Source organism: Niallia taxi (assembly GCF_004005475.1).
GTDB classification, from domain to species: Bacteria; Bacillota; Bacilli; order Bacillales; family Cytobacillaceae; genus Niallia; species Niallia taxi.
The window spans coordinates 126,739-146,501 of the sequence record NZ_RZTZ01000002.1; the positions used below are offsets into that span (position 1 = coordinate 126,739).

At 38.8% G+C, this 19,763-nt stretch carries 14 protein-coding genes; 13 read left to right on the plus strand and 1 reads right to left on the minus strand.

Going from position 1 to position 19,763, the window contains the following annotated elements; genetic code table 11:
* The first annotated feature begins 383 nt into the window (after positions 1-383).
* From pfkA to EM808_RS05500, 3 genes are all read left to right on the plus strand, one after another.
* On the plus strand, positions 384-1,343 hold the full coding sequence (pfkA, locus tag EM808_RS05490; protein WP_127737897.1) for a 6-phosphofructokinase: 960 nt from the start codon (positions 384-386) through the stop codon (positions 1,341-1,343).
* A 103-nt stretch (positions 1,344-1,446) separates the two neighbouring features.
* Positions 1,447-3,207: a pyruvate kinase gene (gene pyk / locus EM808_RS05495; protein WP_127737048.1), complete on the plus strand. Its 1,761-nt coding sequence runs from the start codon at positions 1,447-1,449 to the stop codon at positions 3,205-3,207.
* A gap of 159 nt (positions 3,208-3,366) precedes the next feature.
* Positions 3,367-3,756, plus strand: a complete 390-nt coding sequence (locus EM808_RS05500; RefSeq protein WP_127737050.1) for an FxsA family protein — start codon at positions 3,367-3,369, stop codon at positions 3,754-3,756.
* Between the two features lie 49 nt (positions 3,757-3,805).
* On the opposite strand, the gene ytvI is transcribed toward EM808_RS05500, so the two are convergent.
* Positions 3,806-4,915: a sporulation integral membrane protein YtvI gene (gene ytvI, locus EM808_RS05505; RefSeq protein ID WP_396897911.1), complete on the minus strand. Its 1,110-nt coding sequence runs from the start codon at positions 4,913-4,915 to the stop codon at positions 3,806-3,808.
* Positions 4,916-5,121: 206 nt separating this feature from the next.
* Here ytvI and EM808_RS05510 point away from each other — a divergent pair, with 206 nt between their 5' ends.
* From EM808_RS05510 to mutM, 10 genes are all read left to right on the plus strand, one after another.
* A complete protein-coding gene (locus EM808_RS05510; protein WP_127737055.1) occupies positions 5,122-5,583 on the plus strand; it encodes a DUF441 domain-containing protein in 462 nt (153 codons plus the stop codon).
* Positions 5,584-5,873: 290 nt separating this feature from the next.
* Positions 5,874-7,112: an MFS transporter gene (locus tag EM808_RS05515; protein ID WP_127737057.1), complete on the plus strand. Its 1,239-nt coding sequence runs from the start codon at positions 5,874-5,876 to the stop codon at positions 7,110-7,112.
* On the plus strand, positions 7,109-8,689 hold the full coding sequence (gene ggt / locus EM808_RS05520; protein ID WP_205685838.1) for a gamma-glutamyltransferase: 1,581 nt from the start codon (positions 7,109-7,111) through the stop codon (positions 8,687-8,689). The genes EM808_RS05515 and ggt overlap by 4 nt, the downstream gene beginning before the upstream one ends.
* Positions 8,690-9,384: 695 nt before the next feature.
* A complete protein-coding gene (citZ, locus tag EM808_RS05525; RefSeq protein ID WP_127737059.1) occupies positions 9,385-10,500 on the plus strand; it encodes a citrate synthase in 1,116 nt (371 codons plus the stop codon).
* A gap of 209 nt (positions 10,501-10,709) precedes the next feature.
* The gene (gene icd / locus EM808_RS05530; protein WP_127737061.1) at positions 10,710-11,978 is read left to right on the plus strand and encodes an NADP-dependent isocitrate dehydrogenase; all 1,269 of its coding nucleotides are present in this window, start codon (positions 10,710-10,712) and stop codon (positions 11,976-11,978) included.
* A gap of 135 nt (positions 11,979-12,113) precedes the next feature.
* Complete coding sequence (gene mdh, locus EM808_RS05535; protein ID WP_127737063.1) at positions 12,114-13,049, plus strand: malate dehydrogenase; 936 nt, start codon at positions 12,114-12,116, stop codon at positions 13,047-13,049.
* Between the two features lie 193 nt (positions 13,050-13,242).
* Positions 13,243-13,953, plus strand: a complete 711-nt coding sequence (locus tag EM808_RS05540) for a response regulator transcription factor (RefSeq protein WP_127737065.1) — start codon at positions 13,243-13,245, stop codon at positions 13,951-13,953.
* Positions 13,954-15,711 (plus strand): two-component system histidine kinase PnpS, encoded by a 1,758-nt coding sequence (gene pnpS, locus EM808_RS05545; protein ID WP_127737067.1) that lies wholly within the window; start codon positions 13,954-13,956, stop codon positions 15,709-15,711. It abuts the gene before it with no gap.
* A gap of 511 nt (positions 15,712-16,222) precedes the next feature.
* A complete protein-coding gene (gene polA / locus EM808_RS05550; protein ID WP_127737069.1) occupies positions 16,223-18,847 on the plus strand; it encodes a DNA polymerase I in 2,625 nt (874 codons plus the stop codon).
* A gap of 18 nt (positions 18,848-18,865) precedes the next feature.
* The gene (mutM, locus tag EM808_RS05555; protein ID WP_127737071.1) at positions 18,866-19,690 is read left to right on the plus strand and encodes a DNA-formamidopyrimidine glycosylase; all 825 of its coding nucleotides are present in this window, start codon (positions 18,866-18,868) and stop codon (positions 19,688-19,690) included.
* Positions 19,691-19,763: the final 73 nt, after the last annotated feature.

Below are 19,763 nucleotides of genomic sequence, written 5' to 3' on the forward strand. Positions count from 1 at the left end.
AATGCAAAAGGGAAGTAAAAAAAGCACTGGAAGATATGTTAAAATAGCATGCAGAATGGTTTAAGCTTCTTTATTCGGGAAAAGATAAAAGGGTGAGTGAAAAAACTTGCTGACAATTGCGTCTTTTATTTTTTTTTTATATAAAGTTGAGATAGATGAGCCTTCGTGATATGTTAGAATTGTTATAGTCAAATGTAATTAGAATGAAAGCTAAATTATCATAATTAGGAAAAGGTACCTTGAAAATTATCTTTTTTTCGGAATGTTTATCTTTTTATTTGTAATATTTGTGACAGATATTGCAGAATGATGTTATATAATTTAGTATATGTATGTTTTTATCTACATAGAAGTAGATTAAATTGTATGAGGTGATTGTAATGGTGAAAAGAATTGGGGTACTAACTAGCGGCGGTGATGCGCCAGGAATGAATGCAGCAGTAAGAGCGGTTGTGCGTAAAGCGATTTATCACAATTTGGAAGTATACGGAGTTATTGGCGGATATGCAGGTCTTATCAGTGGAAACTTCAAGAAATTAGAAGTTGGTTCTGTTGGTGATATCATCCATCGTGGGGGAACTTTCTTATTTTCTGCGCGCTGTGAAGAGTTTAAAACAAAAGAAGGTCAGCAAAAAGGGATCGAACAGCTTAAGAAGCATGGTATCGACGGTCTTGTAGTTATTGGCGGAGATGGTTCCTACATGGGGGCGAAGGCGCTTACAGAGCAAGGGTATCCATGTGTCGGCGTGCCGGGAACTATTGACAATGATATTCCAGGAACAGAGCTGACAATCGGCTTTGACACTGCTTTGAACACAGTTATTGATGCAATTGATAAAATCCGTGACACAGCAACATCTCATGAACGCACATTCATTGTGGAAGTAATGGGAAGAAACGCTGGTGACATCGCGCTTTGGTCAGGTTTAGCTGGCGGTGCGGAAACAATCCTAATTCCTGAAGAAGGCTTCCATATTGATGAAGTAGTGGACCGACTGAAAAAAGGTAGCGAGCGTGGCAAAAAACACAGTATCATCATTGTTGCTGAAGGTGTATGCTCAGGCGTAGAAATCGGCAGACAAATCGAAGAGCACACTGGCTTTGATACTCGCGTATCTGTATTGGGACATATGCAGCGCGGAGGATCTCCAACTGCAGCAGACCGTGTGCTTGCAAGCAGACTAGGGGCTTATGCTGTTGAGCTTCTTGTCGAAGGAAAAGGCGGACGAGCAGTCGGTATCGAAAAGAACCAATTGGTGGATTATGATATAATTGAGGCTTTATCACGCAAACATACAATTGACAAGAACTTATATCGCCTATCAAAAGAACTATCCATCTGATGATAGAAAAGGAGACTCGAATTAGATTTATTCTACTTGGAGTCTCTGCCATGAATACAAAGTACTAATCAGTAAAAAAATTATTTTAACGGAGGCATATATAATGCGTAAGACAAAAATAGTATGTACAATCGGTCCTGCTAGTGAAAGTGTTGAAAAGCTTACACAACTTATGGAAGCTGGTATGAACGTAGCAAGATTAAACTTCTCACATGGTGATTTTGATGAGCATGGCGCACGTATCAAAAACATTCGTGAGGCATCTGAAATCACAGGTAAAAACGTTGCTATTCTACTTGATACTAAAGGCCCGGAAATTCGTACAAACAACATGAAGGACGGAGCAGTTGAGCTTGTAGCTGGAAATAACATTATTGTGTCTATGACAGAAGTAGAAGGTAATGCTGATAAGTTTTCCATCACTTACGAAGGACTTATCGATGATGTGGAAGTAGGAAGCAAAATTCTTTTAGATGACGGTCTAATCGGACTTGAAGTAACAAGCATTGACAAAGCAGCTGGAGAAATACATACAAAAATCTTAAATACAGGCACACTTAAAAACAAAAAAGGTGTTAACGTGCCAGGCGTATCTGTTAAGCTACCAGGAATCACTGAAAAAGATACTAACGACATTCTTTTTGGTGTGGAACAAGGCATTGACTTTATTGCAGCATCTTTCGTACGCCGTGCGTCTGACGTTCTTGAAATTAAGCAATTGCTTACAGACAATAACGCTTCACATATTCATATCATTCCTAAAATCGAAAACCAAGAAGGTGTCGACAATATCGATGAAATCTTGGAAGTTTCTGATGGCTTAATGGTAGCTCGTGGTGACTTAGGTGTAGAAATTCCTGCTGAAGAAGTTCCATTGGTACAAAAGTCCTTAATTAAAAAATGTAATATTCTAGGAAAACCAGTTATCACTGCGACACAAATGCTTGACAGCATGCAACGCAACCCACGCCCAACAAGAGCAGAAGCAAGTGACGTTGCAAATGCAATTTTCGATGGCACAGATGCTATCATGCTTTCTGGTGAAACTGCTGCTGGAACATACCCAATTGAAGCTGTTCAAACAATGAACAACATTGCTTCAAGAGCAGAAACTGCACTTAACTATAAAGAAATTCTTTCGAAGAGAAGCAGAGATGTTGAACCTAATATCACTGATTCAATCGGACAATCAGTTGCTCACACTGCATTGAACCTTGATGTAAAAGCAGTTATCACACCAACAGCAAGCGGTCAAACAGCAAGAATGATCTCTAAATATCGTCCGGAAGCTCCAATTGTAGCTGTAACATATGATGCACATATTTTGAGACAGCTTGCTTTAGTTTGGGGTGTATATCCTCGTTTAAGCACAAGAAGTGAGTCTACAGATGAAATGCTTGATGTTGCAATTCAAGAAAGTGTAAACAGCTCAATCGTTACACATGGTGATACTGTTGTTATTACTGCTGGCTTGCCTGTAGGTGAAACAGGAACAACAAATATCATGAAAATCCATGTTGTTGGTGATATTTTGGCAAAAGGTCAAGGAATCGGCCGTAAAACAGCTTATGGTAAAGCAATCATTGCTAACAATGCAAAGGATGCTCTTGATAAAGTAACACAAGGTTCTGTTTTGGTTACTACAGGAACAGATCGTGACATGGTGCCTGCACTTGAAAAATGCAGTGCGTTAATAACAGAAGAGGGCGGTTTGACAAGCCATGCTGCTGTTGTTGGACTTAACCTTGGTATACCTGTTATTGTTGGAGTGGAAAATGCAACAGAAATCTTCACTGACGGTCAAGAAATCACAGTTGATTCTCGCATTGGAACAATCTACAGCGGACATGCAAGCGTACTTTAATATTTGAGTAAACGCCGAAAAGCTCACCTTGTTTTTTAGAAAGCAAGGATGTGCTTTTCGGTGTTTTTTTTCTGGGAATAAATGCATGCTGCTAATATTTTTCTATTTGCAAGGAAAAAGCTATAATGGAGGAAAGAAGTATTAAAGGAGGAGCGTCATTTGCGTAATCTCTTTATTGCATTATTGATTCTGCCGCTTGTCGAACTAGCTGCATTCCTGTTATCAGGAAAGTTAATTGGCATTCCGGAGACGTTAATATTAGTTGTAGTAACTAGCTTGCTTGGAGCTTTTATTTTGAAGAAGGAAGGCGTTAAAGCAATCAGAAATGTTCAGGAACAGCTCAGTCTTGGAAGTCTGCCTGGTGACGCCATTTTGAATGGCTTTTGCGTATTAATTGGCGGGATTTTTATGCTGCTGCCAGGATTTCTGTCTGATATTGTTGGTGCTTTGCTGCTGCTTCCGCCAACTAGAAAGCTTTGCAAAAAGCTGTTGCTTCATTATATGCAGAAAAAGCTGCTGCAAAAGAACAGGATTATTATCCATCAATAGACAGAACAAAACAGCGGCATGGAAAATCCATGGCCGCTGTTTTGTTCTGTTATTTTTCTGCTCCTTTAATGAAGCTCCATAGATCAGCGAAAACACCAGCTTTATTTAACGTGCTGATAATTACAAGTGTTACTGGACCGACAATTAATCCTAGAAATCCAATTAGCTTAAAGCCGACAAATAGCGCAACTAAGGTTGCGAGGGGATCAAGTCCGATGCTGGATGACAATATTTTCGGCTCCATAATTTGCCTTTGGACAAGAACTACTATGTACAATACAGTTAGTCCAATAGCTTGAGGCATTTGCCCAGTAATCACTTCGTAAATAATCCAAGGAACAAATACGAGTCCTGTACCTAAATACGGAATTATATCAACTATTCCAGTGACTAACGCTATCGTAATGGCATAATCAACACGGAGGATGATTAACCCGATAAGAATGATAACAGTTGTAATGGATACTAATGTGAGCTGTGCTTTTAAAAAGCCGAGCAAGGCCCTTTTTAAATCGACAAACACTGATTTTCCGCTTTTACTCAAGCGGGGAGGCAGCAGGTTCGTTAACTTCCGTATTAGACGGTTCCAATCCTTGCTTATAAAAAATGTTGCCAATAAAGAGAAAATAATCACAGTAGCAGCATTCGGAAACCAAGATAAGATAATCGGGATATTCTGAAAGAAGGATTGGATAAACGTACCGACACTTGATCCAATCTGTTCACCAACATTTTTAATATTAGTAATAATCGTATTTTGCTGGTTTGTCCCTAAATTATTAAATGTGCTGGCAAGTTGGTTATATAACGGAATAATTTGCGCTGTGAAAAAGTCTTCGATGTATTCAATGAGTACATTAATATGCTCTGGTACCACATTCGCTAAATAAGCGGCACCTGTTACAATTTCTGCAACCAGCAAGGTGATAAGTCCTGCAAATAAAGATAAAATAATAATAATGCTTAAGATTACTGCAAAGGCTCTAGGTAATTTGCACTTGAATTGTAGAAAGTTAACAAGCGGGTTCATAAGAAATGCAATCAAAAAGCCTATAATAAATGGATAGGTTATTTTTGATAAATAAAAAAATCCAACAAATACTAGTATCGTCACTGCAATGACAAACAGCAGACGAAGTGAACGGTGAATCAAAGTCATGTTCAACCAATTGTCCTCCCATTCTCGCTTAAAAATACATATTAGTTTGTTTAATCTTTGTTATTCATATGTATACAAATCAAAAATAACCATATAAAAAATGTAAGCTCACTATGGCTCATCCATGCTATATCATTGATTATAGAGGAAAAGAAAAGGATGGGTCAATTAATGGTCATTTAGTTTTCGAAAAGGAGTAATTAACTATGTTCAGTCAATCATACCTATTTTTGTATTTATTAATTCTTATAGCTCTTATTGCAAAGAATACTTCCCTGCTAATTGCAGTTGGAGCCTTATTATTTTTGAAGGTGATTGGGCTTGATGCCAAATCCTTCTCCTTCATCCAGTCGAAGGGTATTAATTGGGGAGTGACCATCATTACGATTGCCGTGCTTGCACCAATTGCAACAGGAGAAATCGGATTTCGGGACTTGTCAGCGGCTTTTAAATCACCTTTTGCATGGATCGCCCTATTATCAGGTATAGCAGTTGCATTGCTGGCAAAAGGCGGCGTTAATTTATTGTCATCAGATCCGCAAATCACTACTGCACTTGTGTTAGGGACAATATTGGCAGTCTCTTTGTTTAAAGGAGTTGCGGTTGGTCCTCTAATAGGTGCTGGTATTGCTTATATGGCGATGCGTGCAATGGAATGGTTTAAATAACTTCTGGGAATCAGTGCTGATTCCCTTTTTTTTATTCCAAAATTACATGCTTTGTCCTTTTTATTATTGAATTTCGAGTTCTTCTACATATTGTAAGAAAATCTTTCGTGAAAATGCTATCAATATTCGTTTCGAAATTAAAAGTTATATAATAATTACAATTTGAAATTATATAAAGATAATTGTTTTCAAAACGAAAAAACCATGTCAGAAAATCTGACAGAATACATTTCCTTTTGCTTTTAACATGGTACTATTATGTCAACATTTTAGTTAAAGGAGACTTGTATATGAAAAAAACACGTCCTGCACTCACTATCTTTTTATTCTTTTTAGGCTGGGTATTTATGTATGCTGACAGGAATATTTTATCGCCTGTTATGGGAAGCATCGGGGAGGAATGGAGTTTAAATCAAACACAGCTAGGTCTAATGTCAACTGTTTTCTTTGCTGCATATGCATTCATGCAAATCCCGACAGGAATTTTGGCAGACAAATTTGGCCGTGTGAAAGTTCTTGTTATCGGCTTTATCGTTTTTGGTATCGGAACATATTTGAGCGGTGCATCTGCAACGTTCGGGATATTTTTAATGATGCGCGCTCTGACTGGATTAGGAGAAGGCACCTATTACGGGTCCCAATATGGTATTTCCTCCACAATTACACCGAAAAAGTATCGAGGACTTGTTTCTGCCATCATTAATAGCGGTATGGCATTTGGTATTTCGCTAGGGTTCATGTCATCAAGCTATTTTACTTATACATTGAATAAAGGATGGCAATTTCCCTTTTATGTATTTGCAATACCAACGATTATCGTTGGTATCTTGATTGCTATTTTTGTCCGTGACAACTCGCATAAAGAGAAAAAACAGAATGTTCAGACAACGGAAAAAGTGGAGTTGAAAAAAATCTTCACAAAAAACCATATTTTCGTTTATATTTTGATTTTCTGCTCTTTATATGGATTTTTTGGAATGCTTACATGGCTTCCCTATTATTTACAAACAGCTAGAGATATTGAAGCATCACAAACAGGAATTATTTCTTCTTTAGTACCATGGGCTTCTATCCCTGGAGCAATTCTTTTCGGTTTCTTATCTGATCGAATCAAAAGCAGAAAACCGCTTATTATCGGCCTTGCTTTAGCAGGTGCATTATGTCAATTTATCATCCCGTATACAGAAAATTATTCATTTTTAATTGTCGGCTTATGCTTGTACGGTTTACTTGGAAAATTGGCGTTAGATCCAGTTTTGATTTCCTATATGGCTGACATAACTCCACAGTCCATGTATTCAAGAGTGTATGGATTCTTTAACTTCAGCGGAATGCTTTCATCCATTTTCGCACCATATATTACAGGGTATTTTGCTGATAAAACAGGAAGCCTTGAATTTGGGTTTTATTTAGCAGGAGGACTGTTAATAATCGGTGCTTTGTTGTTTTTATTCACGACTGATAAAAATCAAGCTAGTTCCAATTCCGTTCAGCCTGTCAGCTTAAAAAGGGAGGAGAAGCTAGTTTGAATAAAGTAATTGTTGGTACAAAAACAATGGTTGTAAGTCCACATTATTTAGCATCTCAGGCTGGAGAAAGGATATTGGAGAAGGGCGGAAACGCCTTTGATGCAGCTGTTGCAGTCAGCGCCTGCCTTGCTGTTGTTTATCCTCATATGACAGGGCTTGGCGGAGATTCCTTCTGGCTTGCTTATGGAGCAAAGGAAAAGAAAATTCGCTCCTATAATGGAAGCGGCAAATCCGGTGCTGTTGTGACTAGGGATAAATATAAAGGAAGGGATTCAATCCCTTTTAGAGGCATAGAAAGTGTAATAACAGTGCCGGGTATGGTGGATAGCTGGGATGCCATATTGAATGAATTTGGAAGTATGTCGCTTCAAGAAGTACTCGCGCCTGCGATTGAATATGCAAAGCACGGCTTCCCATTATCTAATGACCAATACGAAAATACAGTAAAGAATGTGGAGCTGCTTAAGAAAGATAAAGATACAGCAGCTATCTTCTTACAGGGCGGGGAAATTCCGCCTGCATTTCAAAAGTTTGTACAAACGAATCTGGGACACACATTATCCCAGTTGGCGGAAAAGGGAAGAGATGATTTCTATAAAGGCGATCTGGCAAAAAAAATCATTTCAAGTCTGCAGGAAAAAGGAAGCCTTTTGACAGAAGCAGATTTTGCAAGCCATCAGGGAGAGTGGGGGGACCCGCTTTCGAGCACTTATCGAGACTATTCTATATTCCAAGTACCTCCTAATTCACAAGGATTTGTTGGCTTGATGATCCTTAATATTTTGGAAAATTACGATTTATCAACAATACCTCATGGTTCTTATCAGTATTATCACTTATTGGTGGAGGCAATAAAAGTGAGCTTCCAAGACCGAAATAAGCACTTAACAGATCCGAATTGGCATAATATCCCTTTGGAAAGGCTCTTAAGCAAGGAATATGCGAGGAAACTTGCAGCATCCATATCATTTGAAGAAACAAGTCATTTATCAACACAGCCTGTCGGCAGCGATACAGCACATGCTGCAGTTGTAGATAGTGAAGGCAATGCAGTTTCCTTCATTCAAAGCCTTTATTTCGAGTTTGGTTCTGGAATTGTTGCTGGAGAAACAGGAATAACTATGCAAAATAGAGGCTCCTTCTTTTCTTTAGATGAACAACATATTAATGCATTGGAACCACAAAAAAGAACTTTTCATACATTGATGCCTGCAATGGCTTTCAAAAACGATAAACCATATGTATTATATGGGACACAAGGAGGAGAGGGACAGCCGCAAACGCAAACTGTCATGATTACGAGAATGCTTGATTATGGCATGAATCCTCAAGAGGCAATTAGTGGACCAAGGTTTGTATGGGGCAGAACATGGGGGGAAAAGACAGAGGAACTGAAAATAGAAAGTCGCATACCAACAGATGTATTAGAAAAGCTGCAAAAGGCCGGTCACATTGTTAACAGGGTAGAAGCATATGACGGAATTATGGGTCATGCTAATGCAATCCTTATTGATGATCAGGGATATCTGTATGGTGGAGTCGACCCAAGAAGTGATGGGGCGGCTATCGGAAAGTAATCAGAAGAATTAGGCACAGTCTCATGGAAGCTGTGCCCCTTTTGGATGCAATATTATTGCACCATATTCATTTTTTTATGAACAAAAGGTTACTCCTGTCCATTTGTTCTATAAGCTATTTCATGAAAATTCCGGAATATAAGTGCTGTGAAAAGAATATATTTTACAAGCGAGACAGTAACTATGTAATATTTTTTACTATATTGATAGTTTATAGGTGTAAAATATGAGACATTTTGATAATTTTTAGGTATAATAAAAATGTAGTTACGGAAAACCCGTATTTTCGAAATGGAACCACTTATTTTTTTTGATGAAAAATGTAAGCATTTACAAATCCTTAATATGACAAAATAGCAAGTAGCTTACAATTGAAAATGTTAAAAAAAGTCCCTCAATATCTGGTCTTAAAAATCTGCGCTATAATTTTTTATTGATTTTTAGGTACATAATCAGTTAATCTTACAAAATAGTGAACTTTTTTCACGGCAGTCTTGCGGCCGGCACTAAAACTTTATTAAATGGCTCCAAACAAGCTTAATCAACTTCATTCGGAATAATCAAAAAATTCAATGTAGAGGCAAGATTCATTTAAAAATTTTTAAATATATTCGTAACTACATTCATGAATAATATGGGTATTTAACTTATTGTGATGTATTGGAGAGAAGTAAGGAGAAAAGGAGAGATAGTTTATGGCAGTAACAAGAGGTCTTGAAGGAATAATTGCAACAACTTCTTCTATTAGCTCTATCATTGATGATTCATTATCCTATGTTGGTTATGATATTGATGTGTTGGCAGAAAACTCCAGTTTTGAAGAAGTAGTTTTTTTGCTGTGGAACAGAAGGTTGCCGACAGAAGCAGAATTGAATGAGTTAAAGCAAGAATTAGCAGACAATGCAGAGCTGCCTGCTCCGCTGCTTGAACAGCTGAAGCTAATGCCGCTTAATAACGTGCATCCAATGGCTGTTCTTCGTTCAGTAGTATCCCTTCTTGGTGTGTATGACAAGGATGCTGACTTTATGGATGAAAGCTCAAACTACCAAAAGGCATTGCGATTACAAGCCAAAATCCCTACTATCGTTACAGCCTTTTCTAGATTAAGAAAAGGGCTTGATCCGATTGCACCTAGAAAAGATTTAAGCTTTGCAGCTAATTTTTTATATATGCTGACAGGGGAAGAACCTGAGAGCATTGCGGTAGAGGCATTTAATAAAGCATTAGTGCTTCATGCAGACCATGAGCTGAACGCCTCCACCTTTACAGCAAGGGTATGTGTGGCAACATTGTCTGATGTTTATTCAGGCATTACATCTGCAATAGGTGCATTAAAGGGACCATTGCACGGCGGTGCTAACGAAGCTGTTATGAAAATGCTGACAGAAATCGGCGGTGTCGATAATGTTGATGCGTATATTTTCAAAAAAATGGAAAAGAAAGAAAAAATCATGGGCTTCGGTCACCGTGTATACCGTAAGGGTGACCCGCGTGCTAAGCATTTGAAGGAAATGGCAAGCAAGCTGACAGAATTGACTGGACAATCAGAGCTTTATGATATGAGCATAAGAATTGAAGAGCTGTTAAAGGAGAAGAAGAATCTTGTTCCTAATGTGGATTTCTTTTCTGCTTCTGTTTATCACAGCTTGGAGATCGATCATGATTTGTTCACACCAATCTTTGCAGTGAGCAGGGTTTCCGGCTGGCTTGCCCATATTTTGGAGCAATACGAAAACAATCGCTTAATCAGACCTAGAGCTGATTATACAGGACCTGAAAGAGCGGTTTACATTCCTGTTCATGAACGCTAAGTTTAAGCGTCTATGATATACTAAATCTAGCATAGAACAAGCAGAGTCCAACTCTCCTTTTGGAGGGTTTGGTGGGATGACCCCGGCATACTTTTGCCAAAGCGCCCTTCTAAGACGAAGCCAATATGCTCGAGAACTTACTTTAGCCATTTCTGCAAAAGGAGGAAAGTACCTTTTGCAGGAAATACTTTTTTAACGGAGGGATACATATGAAAGGCGAAAAAATTTCAGTAGTTGATGGTGTATTAAATGTACCAGCTAATCCAATCGTACCATTTATCGAAGGTGACGGAATCGGTCCTGACATCTGGGCTTCAGCTTCAAGAGTGCTTGATGCTGCCGTGGAAAAAGCATACAGCGGCGAGCGTAAGATTGTGTGGAAAGAAGTTTTAGCTGGAGAAAAGGCATTCAACGAAATAGGCGAATGGCTGCCATCTGAGACATTGGAAGAAATAAGAGAATACTTGATTGCTATAAAAGGTCCATTGACAACTCCTGTCGGCGGCGGTATTCGTTCATTGAACGTTGCGCTTCGTCAAGAGCTTGATCTATATGTATGTTTACGTCCTGTTAGATGGTTTGAAGGCGTTCCTTCTCCTATTAAACGTCCACAGGATACTGACATGGTTATCTTCCGTGAAAATACAGAAGATATTTATGCAGGAATCGAGTATGAAAAAGGCTCTGAAGGCGTGGCGAAATTATTGAAATTCCTTCAAGATGAGATGGGTGTTAACAAAATCAGATTCCCTGAAACTTCTGGATTAGGAATCAAACCTGTTTCTGAAGAAGGAACAAGCCGTTTAGTGCGAGCAGCAATCAACTATGCCATTAAAGAAGGCAGAAAGTCTGTGACTCTTGTACATAAAGGCAATATCATGAAATTCACTGAAGGTGCCTTCAAAAACTGGGGCTATGAATTAGCTGAGAAGGAATTTGGGGACAAGGTGTTCACATGGGCACAATATGACCGCATTAAAGAAGAGCAAGGCTCTGATGCTGCAAATAAAGCACAGGCAGAAGCTGAAGCTGCTGGAAAAATCATTGTGAAAGATTCCATTGCTGATATCTTCCTGCAACAAATCCTAACTCGTCCAACAGAGTTTGATGTAGTTGCTACAATGAACTTGAATGGAGACTATATTTCCGATGCACTTGCTGCTCAAGTAGGCGGAATTGGAATTGCTCCAGGAGCGAATATTAACTATGAAACAGGACACGCTATTTTCGAAGCTACACATGGTACTGCACCGAAATATGCTGGTCAGGATAAAGTGAATCCTTCTTCCGTTCTGTTGTCAGGTGTTTTATTGCTTGAGCATTTAGGCTGGAATGAAGCAGCTCAGTTAATCGTTTCTTCTGTTGAAAAGACTATCGCTTCAAAAGTGGTAACTTACGATTTCGCTCGTTTAATGGACGGAGCTACAGAAGTGAAATGCTCTGAATTCGGTGATGAATTAATTAAAAATATGGACTAAAGATTGCTTATTTGTATGAGTTTGACTGGTGTTCCTAAGCAAGGAATACTCGTTGAAATTGTGCGGCTTAGTCTATTTGAGGGAAGAGTGTGAGGGGCCTCTTCCCTCTTTTATTGGAAAAAGGAGGAATAGCAAATGAGTTTACGTAAAAAGATTTCCATTATTGGCAGCGGGTTTACTGGAGCTACGACAGCATTCCTGTTAGCACAAAAGGAGCTTTGTGATATTGTGCTGGTTGATATTCCGCAGATGGAGAATCCAACAAAAGGTAAAGCACTAGATATGTTTGAGGCAAGCCCAGTTCAAGGATTTGATGCTAATATTAAAGGCACATCTGATTATAAGGATACAGAAGGATCTGATATTGTTGTAATCACTGCAGGAATTGCAAGAAAGCCAGGAATGAGTAGAGATGATTTAGTTCAGACAAATCAAAGTATCATGAAATCGGTCACAAAAGAAGTGGTCAAATACTCTCCGGATTGCATTATTATTGTTCTTTCAAACCCAGTCGATGCGATGACCTACACTGTGTTCAAGGAATCAGGCTTTGCAAAAACAAGAGTAATTGGTCAATCAGGTGTGCTGGATACTGCTCGATTTAGAAGCTTTGTGGCAATGGAATTAAACCTTTCTGTTAAGGATATTACCGGTTTTGTTCTCGGTGGACATGGGGATGATATGGTGCCTTTAATCCGCTACTCCTATGCTGGAGGTATACCGCTTGAGACATTAATACCGAAGCACCGCTTAGAAGAAATTATTGAAAGAACAAGGAATGGCGGAGCTGAAATTGTTAATCTTCTTGGAAATGGAAGCGCTTATTATGCACCTGCTGCTTCACTTGCGGATATGTGTGAAGCGATTATTAAAAACCAAAGAAGAGTATTGCCGACGGTTGCTTATCTTGATGGAGAATATGGCTATTCGGATATTTACCTTGGTGTTCCGACAATTCTCGGTGGTAATGGGATTGAACAAGTGATTGAGCTTGAATTAACGGAGGAAGAAAAAACAGCATTAGACAAATCGGTGTCTTCAGTGAAAAATGTATTAAAAGTTCTTACATAATGTTTTGAAACCATGACCCATCATTATTGATGGGTCTTTTTTCGTATAAATAGCACAAATGATTATGATATATGTAGAAAGGAGGATGGATAGGATAAGCTTAGCTTGTTGTTCATCACTTGCTGATTTATACTATAATAGACATGTAATATTTGGGGGACTTAGGGGAAACTTTTAAACTTGGAGGCACTATATGAAGAAGAAAGTTCTTGTAGTTGATGATGAGCAGTCTATCGTAACACTGCTAAAATATAACCTGCAGCAGGCGGGCTATGATGTAATTACGGCAATGGATGGAGAAGAAGGGCTAAACTTAGCCGTAACGTCGAATCCTGACGTCATCCTTCTTGATTTGATGCTTCCGAAAATGGATGGAATGGATGTTTGCAAGAATTTAAGGCAGCAAAGAATATTTACGCCGATTCTTATGCTGACAGCAAAGGACGATGAGTTTGACAAGGTGCTTGGGTTAGAGCTAGGTGCCGACGATTATATGACAAAACCATTCAGCCCAAGGGAAGTTATTGCCCGTATTAAAGCTGTTTTGAGAAGATCTCAGCTACAGTCGGAATCCTCTGAGCAAGAAAAAGAAGAGAAAGACACATTAAAAATCGGGGATCTTAAAGTCATGCCTAATCACTATGAAGCATATTTTAAGGAAGAGCTACTCGAACTGACTCCAAAAGAGTTTGAACTGCTTCTTTATTTGGCTAGAAACAAAGGTCGTGTGCTTACTAGAGATCAGCTCTTAAGTGCTGTTTGGAACTATGATTTTGTTGGAGATACAAGAATAGTAGATGTTCATATAAGCCATTTACGCGAAAAGATGGAGCATAACACGAAGAAACCAATTTATATTAAAACAATCCGTGGACTAGGATATAAGCTAGAGGAACCAAAATAAATGATAACTTTTAAATCCAGGCTGCTTGCCAGTTTGCTTTTGATCGTCGCCATTGTTTTTTTGGTGCTTGGTCTGTTTATTTATCAGCTTAATAAGTCTTCTTACATAAACTCATCTAACATCAGGCTGGAGAGGGAAAGCACCTTGCTTGCAGCAAAGATGGCTAAACTTGACAGCATGGATGATATAGATGCAAATGAGATTAAGGAATATAGCGAGCTGCTTGATTTACAAATAACGATAACTGATGCAAAAGGAAATATTTTCATGGATGAGGGCGATAAATCACATGAAGAATTTTTGAAGAGCCTGAGTACTGTTGTCAGCAAAATGTCGAGCCAGCCACAGAACGAGTACACAGGCGGAGATACAGATTTCCATTATTACTGGAAAGAGTTAGCTTTTAATGGTGAGAAGCAAGGCTATTTGTTTTTAGGTATTGATTTATCTTCACAAGAAGACGCCTATCAAAAGATGAATACATATGTCCTTGCTGCATTGCTTATCGCTTTTGTGTTGATTTTTGTCATCGGCTTGACACTAGTATTCCGTTATATGAGACCAATTGAATCAGCAGCAAAGGTGGCTGTTGATCTCGCCAAAGGAAATTATCATGCACGTACATATGAAGATAATATGGATGAAACAGGAATTCTGAGTTCCTCCTTAAATAAGCTGGCGAAAAACCTGCAGGAGATGGTCAAAGCACAAGAAATCCAACAGGACCGTCTTGGTACGCTTATCGAGAACATTGGCAGCGGATTACTGTTAATAGACAGTAGAGGCTATATTAATCTTGTAAATAGAGCTTACAAGGATTTATTTATGGTTAATTCATCCGAATATTTGTATAAGCTGTATTATCACGTTATTGAGCATAGGGAAATATCTGATTTGGTCGAGGAAATTTTCATGACAGAGCATAAGGTCGTTAAGCAATTGCAGCTTAATATCCACTTTGAGAAAAAAAGTTTTCAAGTGTATGGTGTGCCGATTATCGGTACAAATGATATGTGGATGGGGATTTTGCTTGTATTTCATGATATTACAGAGCTAAAGAAACTCGAACAAATCAGGAAGGACTTTGTTGCAAATGTGTCCCATGAGTTGAAAACGCCAATTACCTCTATTAAAGGATTTTCGGAAACGCTGCTAGATGGAGCCATGGATAATAAAGAGGCACTGGTAGAGTTTCTACAAATTATCTTAAAAGAAAGTGACAGGCTTCAATCGCTCATCCAGGATTTGCTTGATTTGACAAAGCTGGAGCAGCACAATTTTTCCTTGGTGAAGGAGCCTATTAATATTGTGGATATTTTAGAAGAGGTCCGCAAACTCCTTTCAAACAAAGCAGAGGCTAAAGGAATACAGCTTGAATTTGAACGGCTTAGTAATGAGGTTTGGATGGAAGGGGACAGAGCCCGACTTATTCAGGTGTTCATGAATTTAATTTCAAACGCCATTTCTTACACAGCAAACGGAGGCACAGTTACGGTTTCTGTTGAGGAAAAGGAGAAAAACATTTCCGTTTCAGTAGCAGATACTGGTATAGGGATTGAAACAGGAGAAATTCCGAGGATTTTTGAACGTTTTTACAGGGTGGATAAAGCGCGAAGCAGGAATTCTGGTGGAACTGGACTTGGACTCGCTATCGTGAAGCATCTTGTGGAACTCCATAAAGGAGTTATAAAGGTAGACAGCGAGGTAGGAAAAGGAACCATTTTTACCGTTTTATTGCATAAAAGATTCCCGTATTAATTGTACAAGTTTACATTACTTTTACATAGGGTTTGCAAAGCGTTTACAAGGGTTTGCTACAATACAAGAGAAGACCCCCCTTATCCATTAGGTTAAGAGTGAAGCCGAAAGCCACCCCGCTTTCGGCTTCTTACATTTATATAAGAAAAGATAGAGATTATTGTTAAGTAAAATTAGTCCATTTCATTGCGCCCTCGTCCTCTATTTCTCTTAGTAGTCGAGTGGTCTCCGCTTCATTCCACTAAGATTATTTTAGAAAACACCACAAAAAAAGAAATTAACTATATAAGATTCGTTTTAGGGATGATAAATGATGTTTTATCTCATCGATCTTTTGTTTTTTTGGTGTTACAAATCCTTTTTCTTCCGGCTCTTAAACAAGGGCAATTTCTTACATTCTATAATTACTCATGGTAAAATATAAAGGATTAGACCATAATAGTACTACTTATTTTGCTGTTAAAGCCACAAGGCTGATATAGAGGGAAATTATGAATGGAGGAAACAAAATTTGAAGAAAAAACTGATCCTAATTGATGGGAACAGCATCGCATATAGGGCATTTTTTGCCTTGCCGCTGCTGAACAATGACAAAGGTGTACATACAAATGCTGTTTATGGATTTACAATGATGCTTATGAAAATATTGGAAGATGAAAAGCCGACACATTTGCTCGTTGCTTTTGATGCAGGCAAAACAACATTCCGCCATAAAACATTCAGTGAGTATAAGGGAGGCCGTCAAAAGACACCGCCTGAATTGTCAGAACAATTCCCATATATAAGAGAACTCTTGCAATCATATGGAATTAAACATTATGAGCTTGAAAACTATGAAGCGGATGATATTATCGGTACACTTTCTCTGCAAGGAGAAAAAGATGGGTATGAGGTTATTGTCATTTCAGGAGACAAGGACTTGACACAGCTAAGCTCGGATAAAACGACTGTTTACATTACAAGAAAAGGAATTACAGATATCGAATCATATACACCGGAGCATATCCAAGAGAAATACGGCTTGACTCCGGATCGAATCATCGACATGAAAGGACTGATGGGAGATTCATCTGATAATATTCCAGGAGTTCCGGGAGTCGGAGAAAAAACGGCCATTAAGCTTTTAAAGGAATTTGAAACACTTGAAAACCTGTTGGTATCCATCGATAAGGTAAGTGGAAAGAAACTAAAAGAAAAGCTTGAAGAATTTAAGGACCAAGCGTTAATGAGCAAGGAGCTTGCCACCATCACAAGAGAGGCACCGCTAACTGTCGGCTTGGGTGAACTCGAATTTCCAGGTATGAACGAAGAAAAGCTGCGCCCGTTTTTCAAAGAGCTTGGCTTTAATTCTCTTTTGGACAAGCTGGGAGATGCACCTGTTGAAGAAGAGGAAGAGCTTGAAGCAATTGAATACGAGCCAGTGAAGGAAATTACGAAGGAGATTTTTGCAGACGAAAATACCCTTTATGTTGAAGTGCTGGAGGACAATTATCATTATGCTCCTATAATCGGGATCTCGTTAGTTAATGAAAAAGGCGCATTTTATCTGCCGATTGAAGCAGCACTTGAATCAGCAGCATTTAAGGAATGGGCAGAGGATGAAACAAAGCAGAAGACTGTATATGATGCGAAAAGGTCTGAGGTAGCCCTCCGTCATAAAGGAATCCATTTGAAGGGAATCACATTTGATTGTTTGATTGCCGCATATCTTGCAGATCCATCTGCATCGATTGACGACGTAGCATCTGTTGCAAAAAAATACGGCTTTACGAACATTCAGGCAGATGAAGTGTTTTATGGAAAAGGAGCAAAACGCAAGGTGCCAGCAGAGGAGATGCTAGCAGATCATCTTGTTCGCAAAACGTTTGCACTTGTCGCTATTCAGGAAAAAATGGAGGAAGAGCTTAAAGCAAATGGACAAGAGGAGCTGTTCCATCAGCTTGAAATGCCACTTAGTCTTGTGCTTGCAGATATGGAATCAACAGGAGTTCAGGTTGATGTAGAACGACTTCAAAAAATGGGTGCAGAAATCAATGACAGGCTGAAAAGTATCGAAAATCGCATTTACGATTTGGCTGGAGAAACATTTAACATTAATTCACCTAAGCAACTAGGCGTTATTTTGTTTGAGAAGCTTGGACTGCCTGTAGTCAAAAAGACGAAGACTGGTTATTCCACTTCTGCCGATGTATTAGAAACGCTGGCAAGCTCTCATGATGTTATTAAGGAGATTCTTGAATTCAGACAGCTAGGCAAGCTTCAATCTACTTATATTGAAGGACTTCAAAAAGTAGTTCACAATGGCAAGATTCATACACGCTTTAATCAGGTGCTGACACAAACAGGACGTTTGAGCTCCATTGATCCTAACCTGCAAAACATTCCAATCAGATTAGAGGAAGGTAGGAAAATTAGACAGGCCTTTGTTCCTTCTGAAAAGGATTGGATCATATTCGCGGCAGACTACAGTCAAATTGAGCTTCGTGTGCTTGCACATATTGCAAACGATGAAAAGTTGATTGAAGCATTCAGAGAAGATCATGACATTCATACGGAAACGGCTATGTCTGTCTTCCATGTCGAAGCAGATGAAGTTACTTCCAATATGAGAAGACATGCTAAAGCGGTCAATTTCGGGATTGTATACGGTATAAGCGATTACGGCTTATCCCAAAGCTTGAATATAACGAGGAAGGAAGCTGGGAAATTTATTGAAAGATATTTGGAAAGCTATCCTGGTGTTAAGACATATATGGAAGAAATTGTGGCAGATGCTAAACAGCAAGGCTATGTATCCACATTGCTTCATAGAAGAAGATATTTGCCTGATATAACAAGCAGAAACTTTAACTTGCGCAGCTTCGCTGAACGGACAGCAATGAACACACCGATACAAGGAAGTGCAGCAGACATCATTAAAAAAGCAATGATTGAAATGGCGAACCGCCTTGAAGCGGAAGGCTTAAAAGCGAAGCTTCTTCTGCAAGTGCATGATGAATTAATTTTTGAAGCTCCAAAAGATGAAATTGAAAAGCTGAAGGAAATTGTGCCTGATGTTATGGAAAACGCCGTAGAATTAAGTGTACCGCTGAAGGTAGATTATTCGTATGGTGATACATGGTTTGATGCTAAGTAATAGAAAAGAGGAAATAAAGTGCCTGAATTACCAGAAGTAGAAACGGTCAGACGTACTCTTAAAGAGCTCACACATAAAAAGGTCATTAAAGAAGTAGTTGTTTCGTGGGCGAAAATGATAAAAAGACCTGAAAATGTCGAAGAATTTTCCGATGCTCTTGTTGGTCAAAGAATAGAAGATATTAAGCGGAGAGGTAAGTTTCTTCTTATTGAAACGACCGATTTTACAATCGTTTCCCATTTGCGGATGGAAGGAAGATATGGCTTATTTTCAAAGGATGATCCTGTCGATAAACATACACATGTGATTTTTTATTTTGAAGACGGGTCAGAGCTGCGCTATAAGGATGTCCGGAAATTTGGAACGATGCATCTGTTCAAAAAAGGGGAGGAGCATCTAACACTGCCCCTTTCCCAGCTTGGACCAGAGCCTTTTGATTCATCCTTTACAATTGGAAACTTTAAGGAAAGACTGTCGAAAACGACAAGAAGTATTAAAACCGCTTTGCTGGATCAAAAGATTGTCGTTGGATTAGGTAATATTTATGTAGACGAAGCATTGTTTCGCAGCGGTATTCATCCAGAAAGAATTGCCAATACGATTAATGACACTGAAGCTGACACACTATATAGGGAAATTATTGCGACACTTTCAGAGGCTGTTGAAAAAGGTGGAAGCACTATACGCTCTTATGTTAATACACAAGGGCAAATCGGAATGTTCCAGCTTGAATTATTCGTGTATGGACGAAAAGGTGAAGCGTGTAAAAACTGCGGCACCGAATTAGAAAGAATTATTGTTGGAGGCAGAGGGACTGTATTTTGTCCACGCTGTCAGAAATAAGCTTTATATATTGCATTAACATTGGATGGGCTCCTTCCATATAGTATATTACTATCCGTTAGGAAGGAGCTTT

What these genes read in the sequence shown, in the direction of transcription:
- EM808_RS05515 (WP_127737057.1), top strand. Translation starts at nt 5,874, where the DNA reads ATGAAAAAAACACGTCCTGCACTCACTATCTTTTTATTCTTTTTAGGC.
- pyk (WP_127737048.1), top strand. Translation starts at nt 1,447, where the DNA reads ATGCGTAAGACAAAAATAGTATGTACAATCGGTCCTGCTAGTGAAAGT.
- EM808_RS05540 (WP_127737065.1), top strand. Translation starts at nt 13,243, where the DNA reads ATGAAGAAGAAAGTTCTTGTAGTTGATGATGAGCAGTCTATCGTAACA.
- EM808_RS05510 (WP_127737055.1), top strand. Translation starts at nt 5,122, where the DNA reads ATGTTCAGTCAATCATACCTATTTTTGTATTTATTAATTCTTATAGCT.
- icd (WP_127737061.1), top strand. Translation starts at nt 10,710, where the DNA reads ATGAAAGGCGAAAAAATTTCAGTAGTTGATGGTGTATTAAATGTACCA.
- pnpS (WP_127737067.1), top strand. Translation starts at nt 13,954, where the DNA reads ATGATAACTTTTAAATCCAGGCTGCTTGCCAGTTTGCTTTTGATCGTC.
- citZ (WP_127737059.1), top strand. Translation starts at nt 9,385, where the DNA reads ATGGCAGTAACAAGAGGTCTTGAAGGAATAATTGCAACAACTTCTTCT.
- mdh (WP_127737063.1), top strand. Translation starts at nt 12,114, where the DNA reads ATGAGTTTACGTAAAAAGATTTCCATTATTGGCAGCGGGTTTACTGGA.
- ytvI (WP_396897911.1), bottom strand. Translation starts at nt 4,915, where the DNA reads ATGACTTTGATTCACCGTTCACTTCGTCTGCTGTTTGTCATTGCAGTG.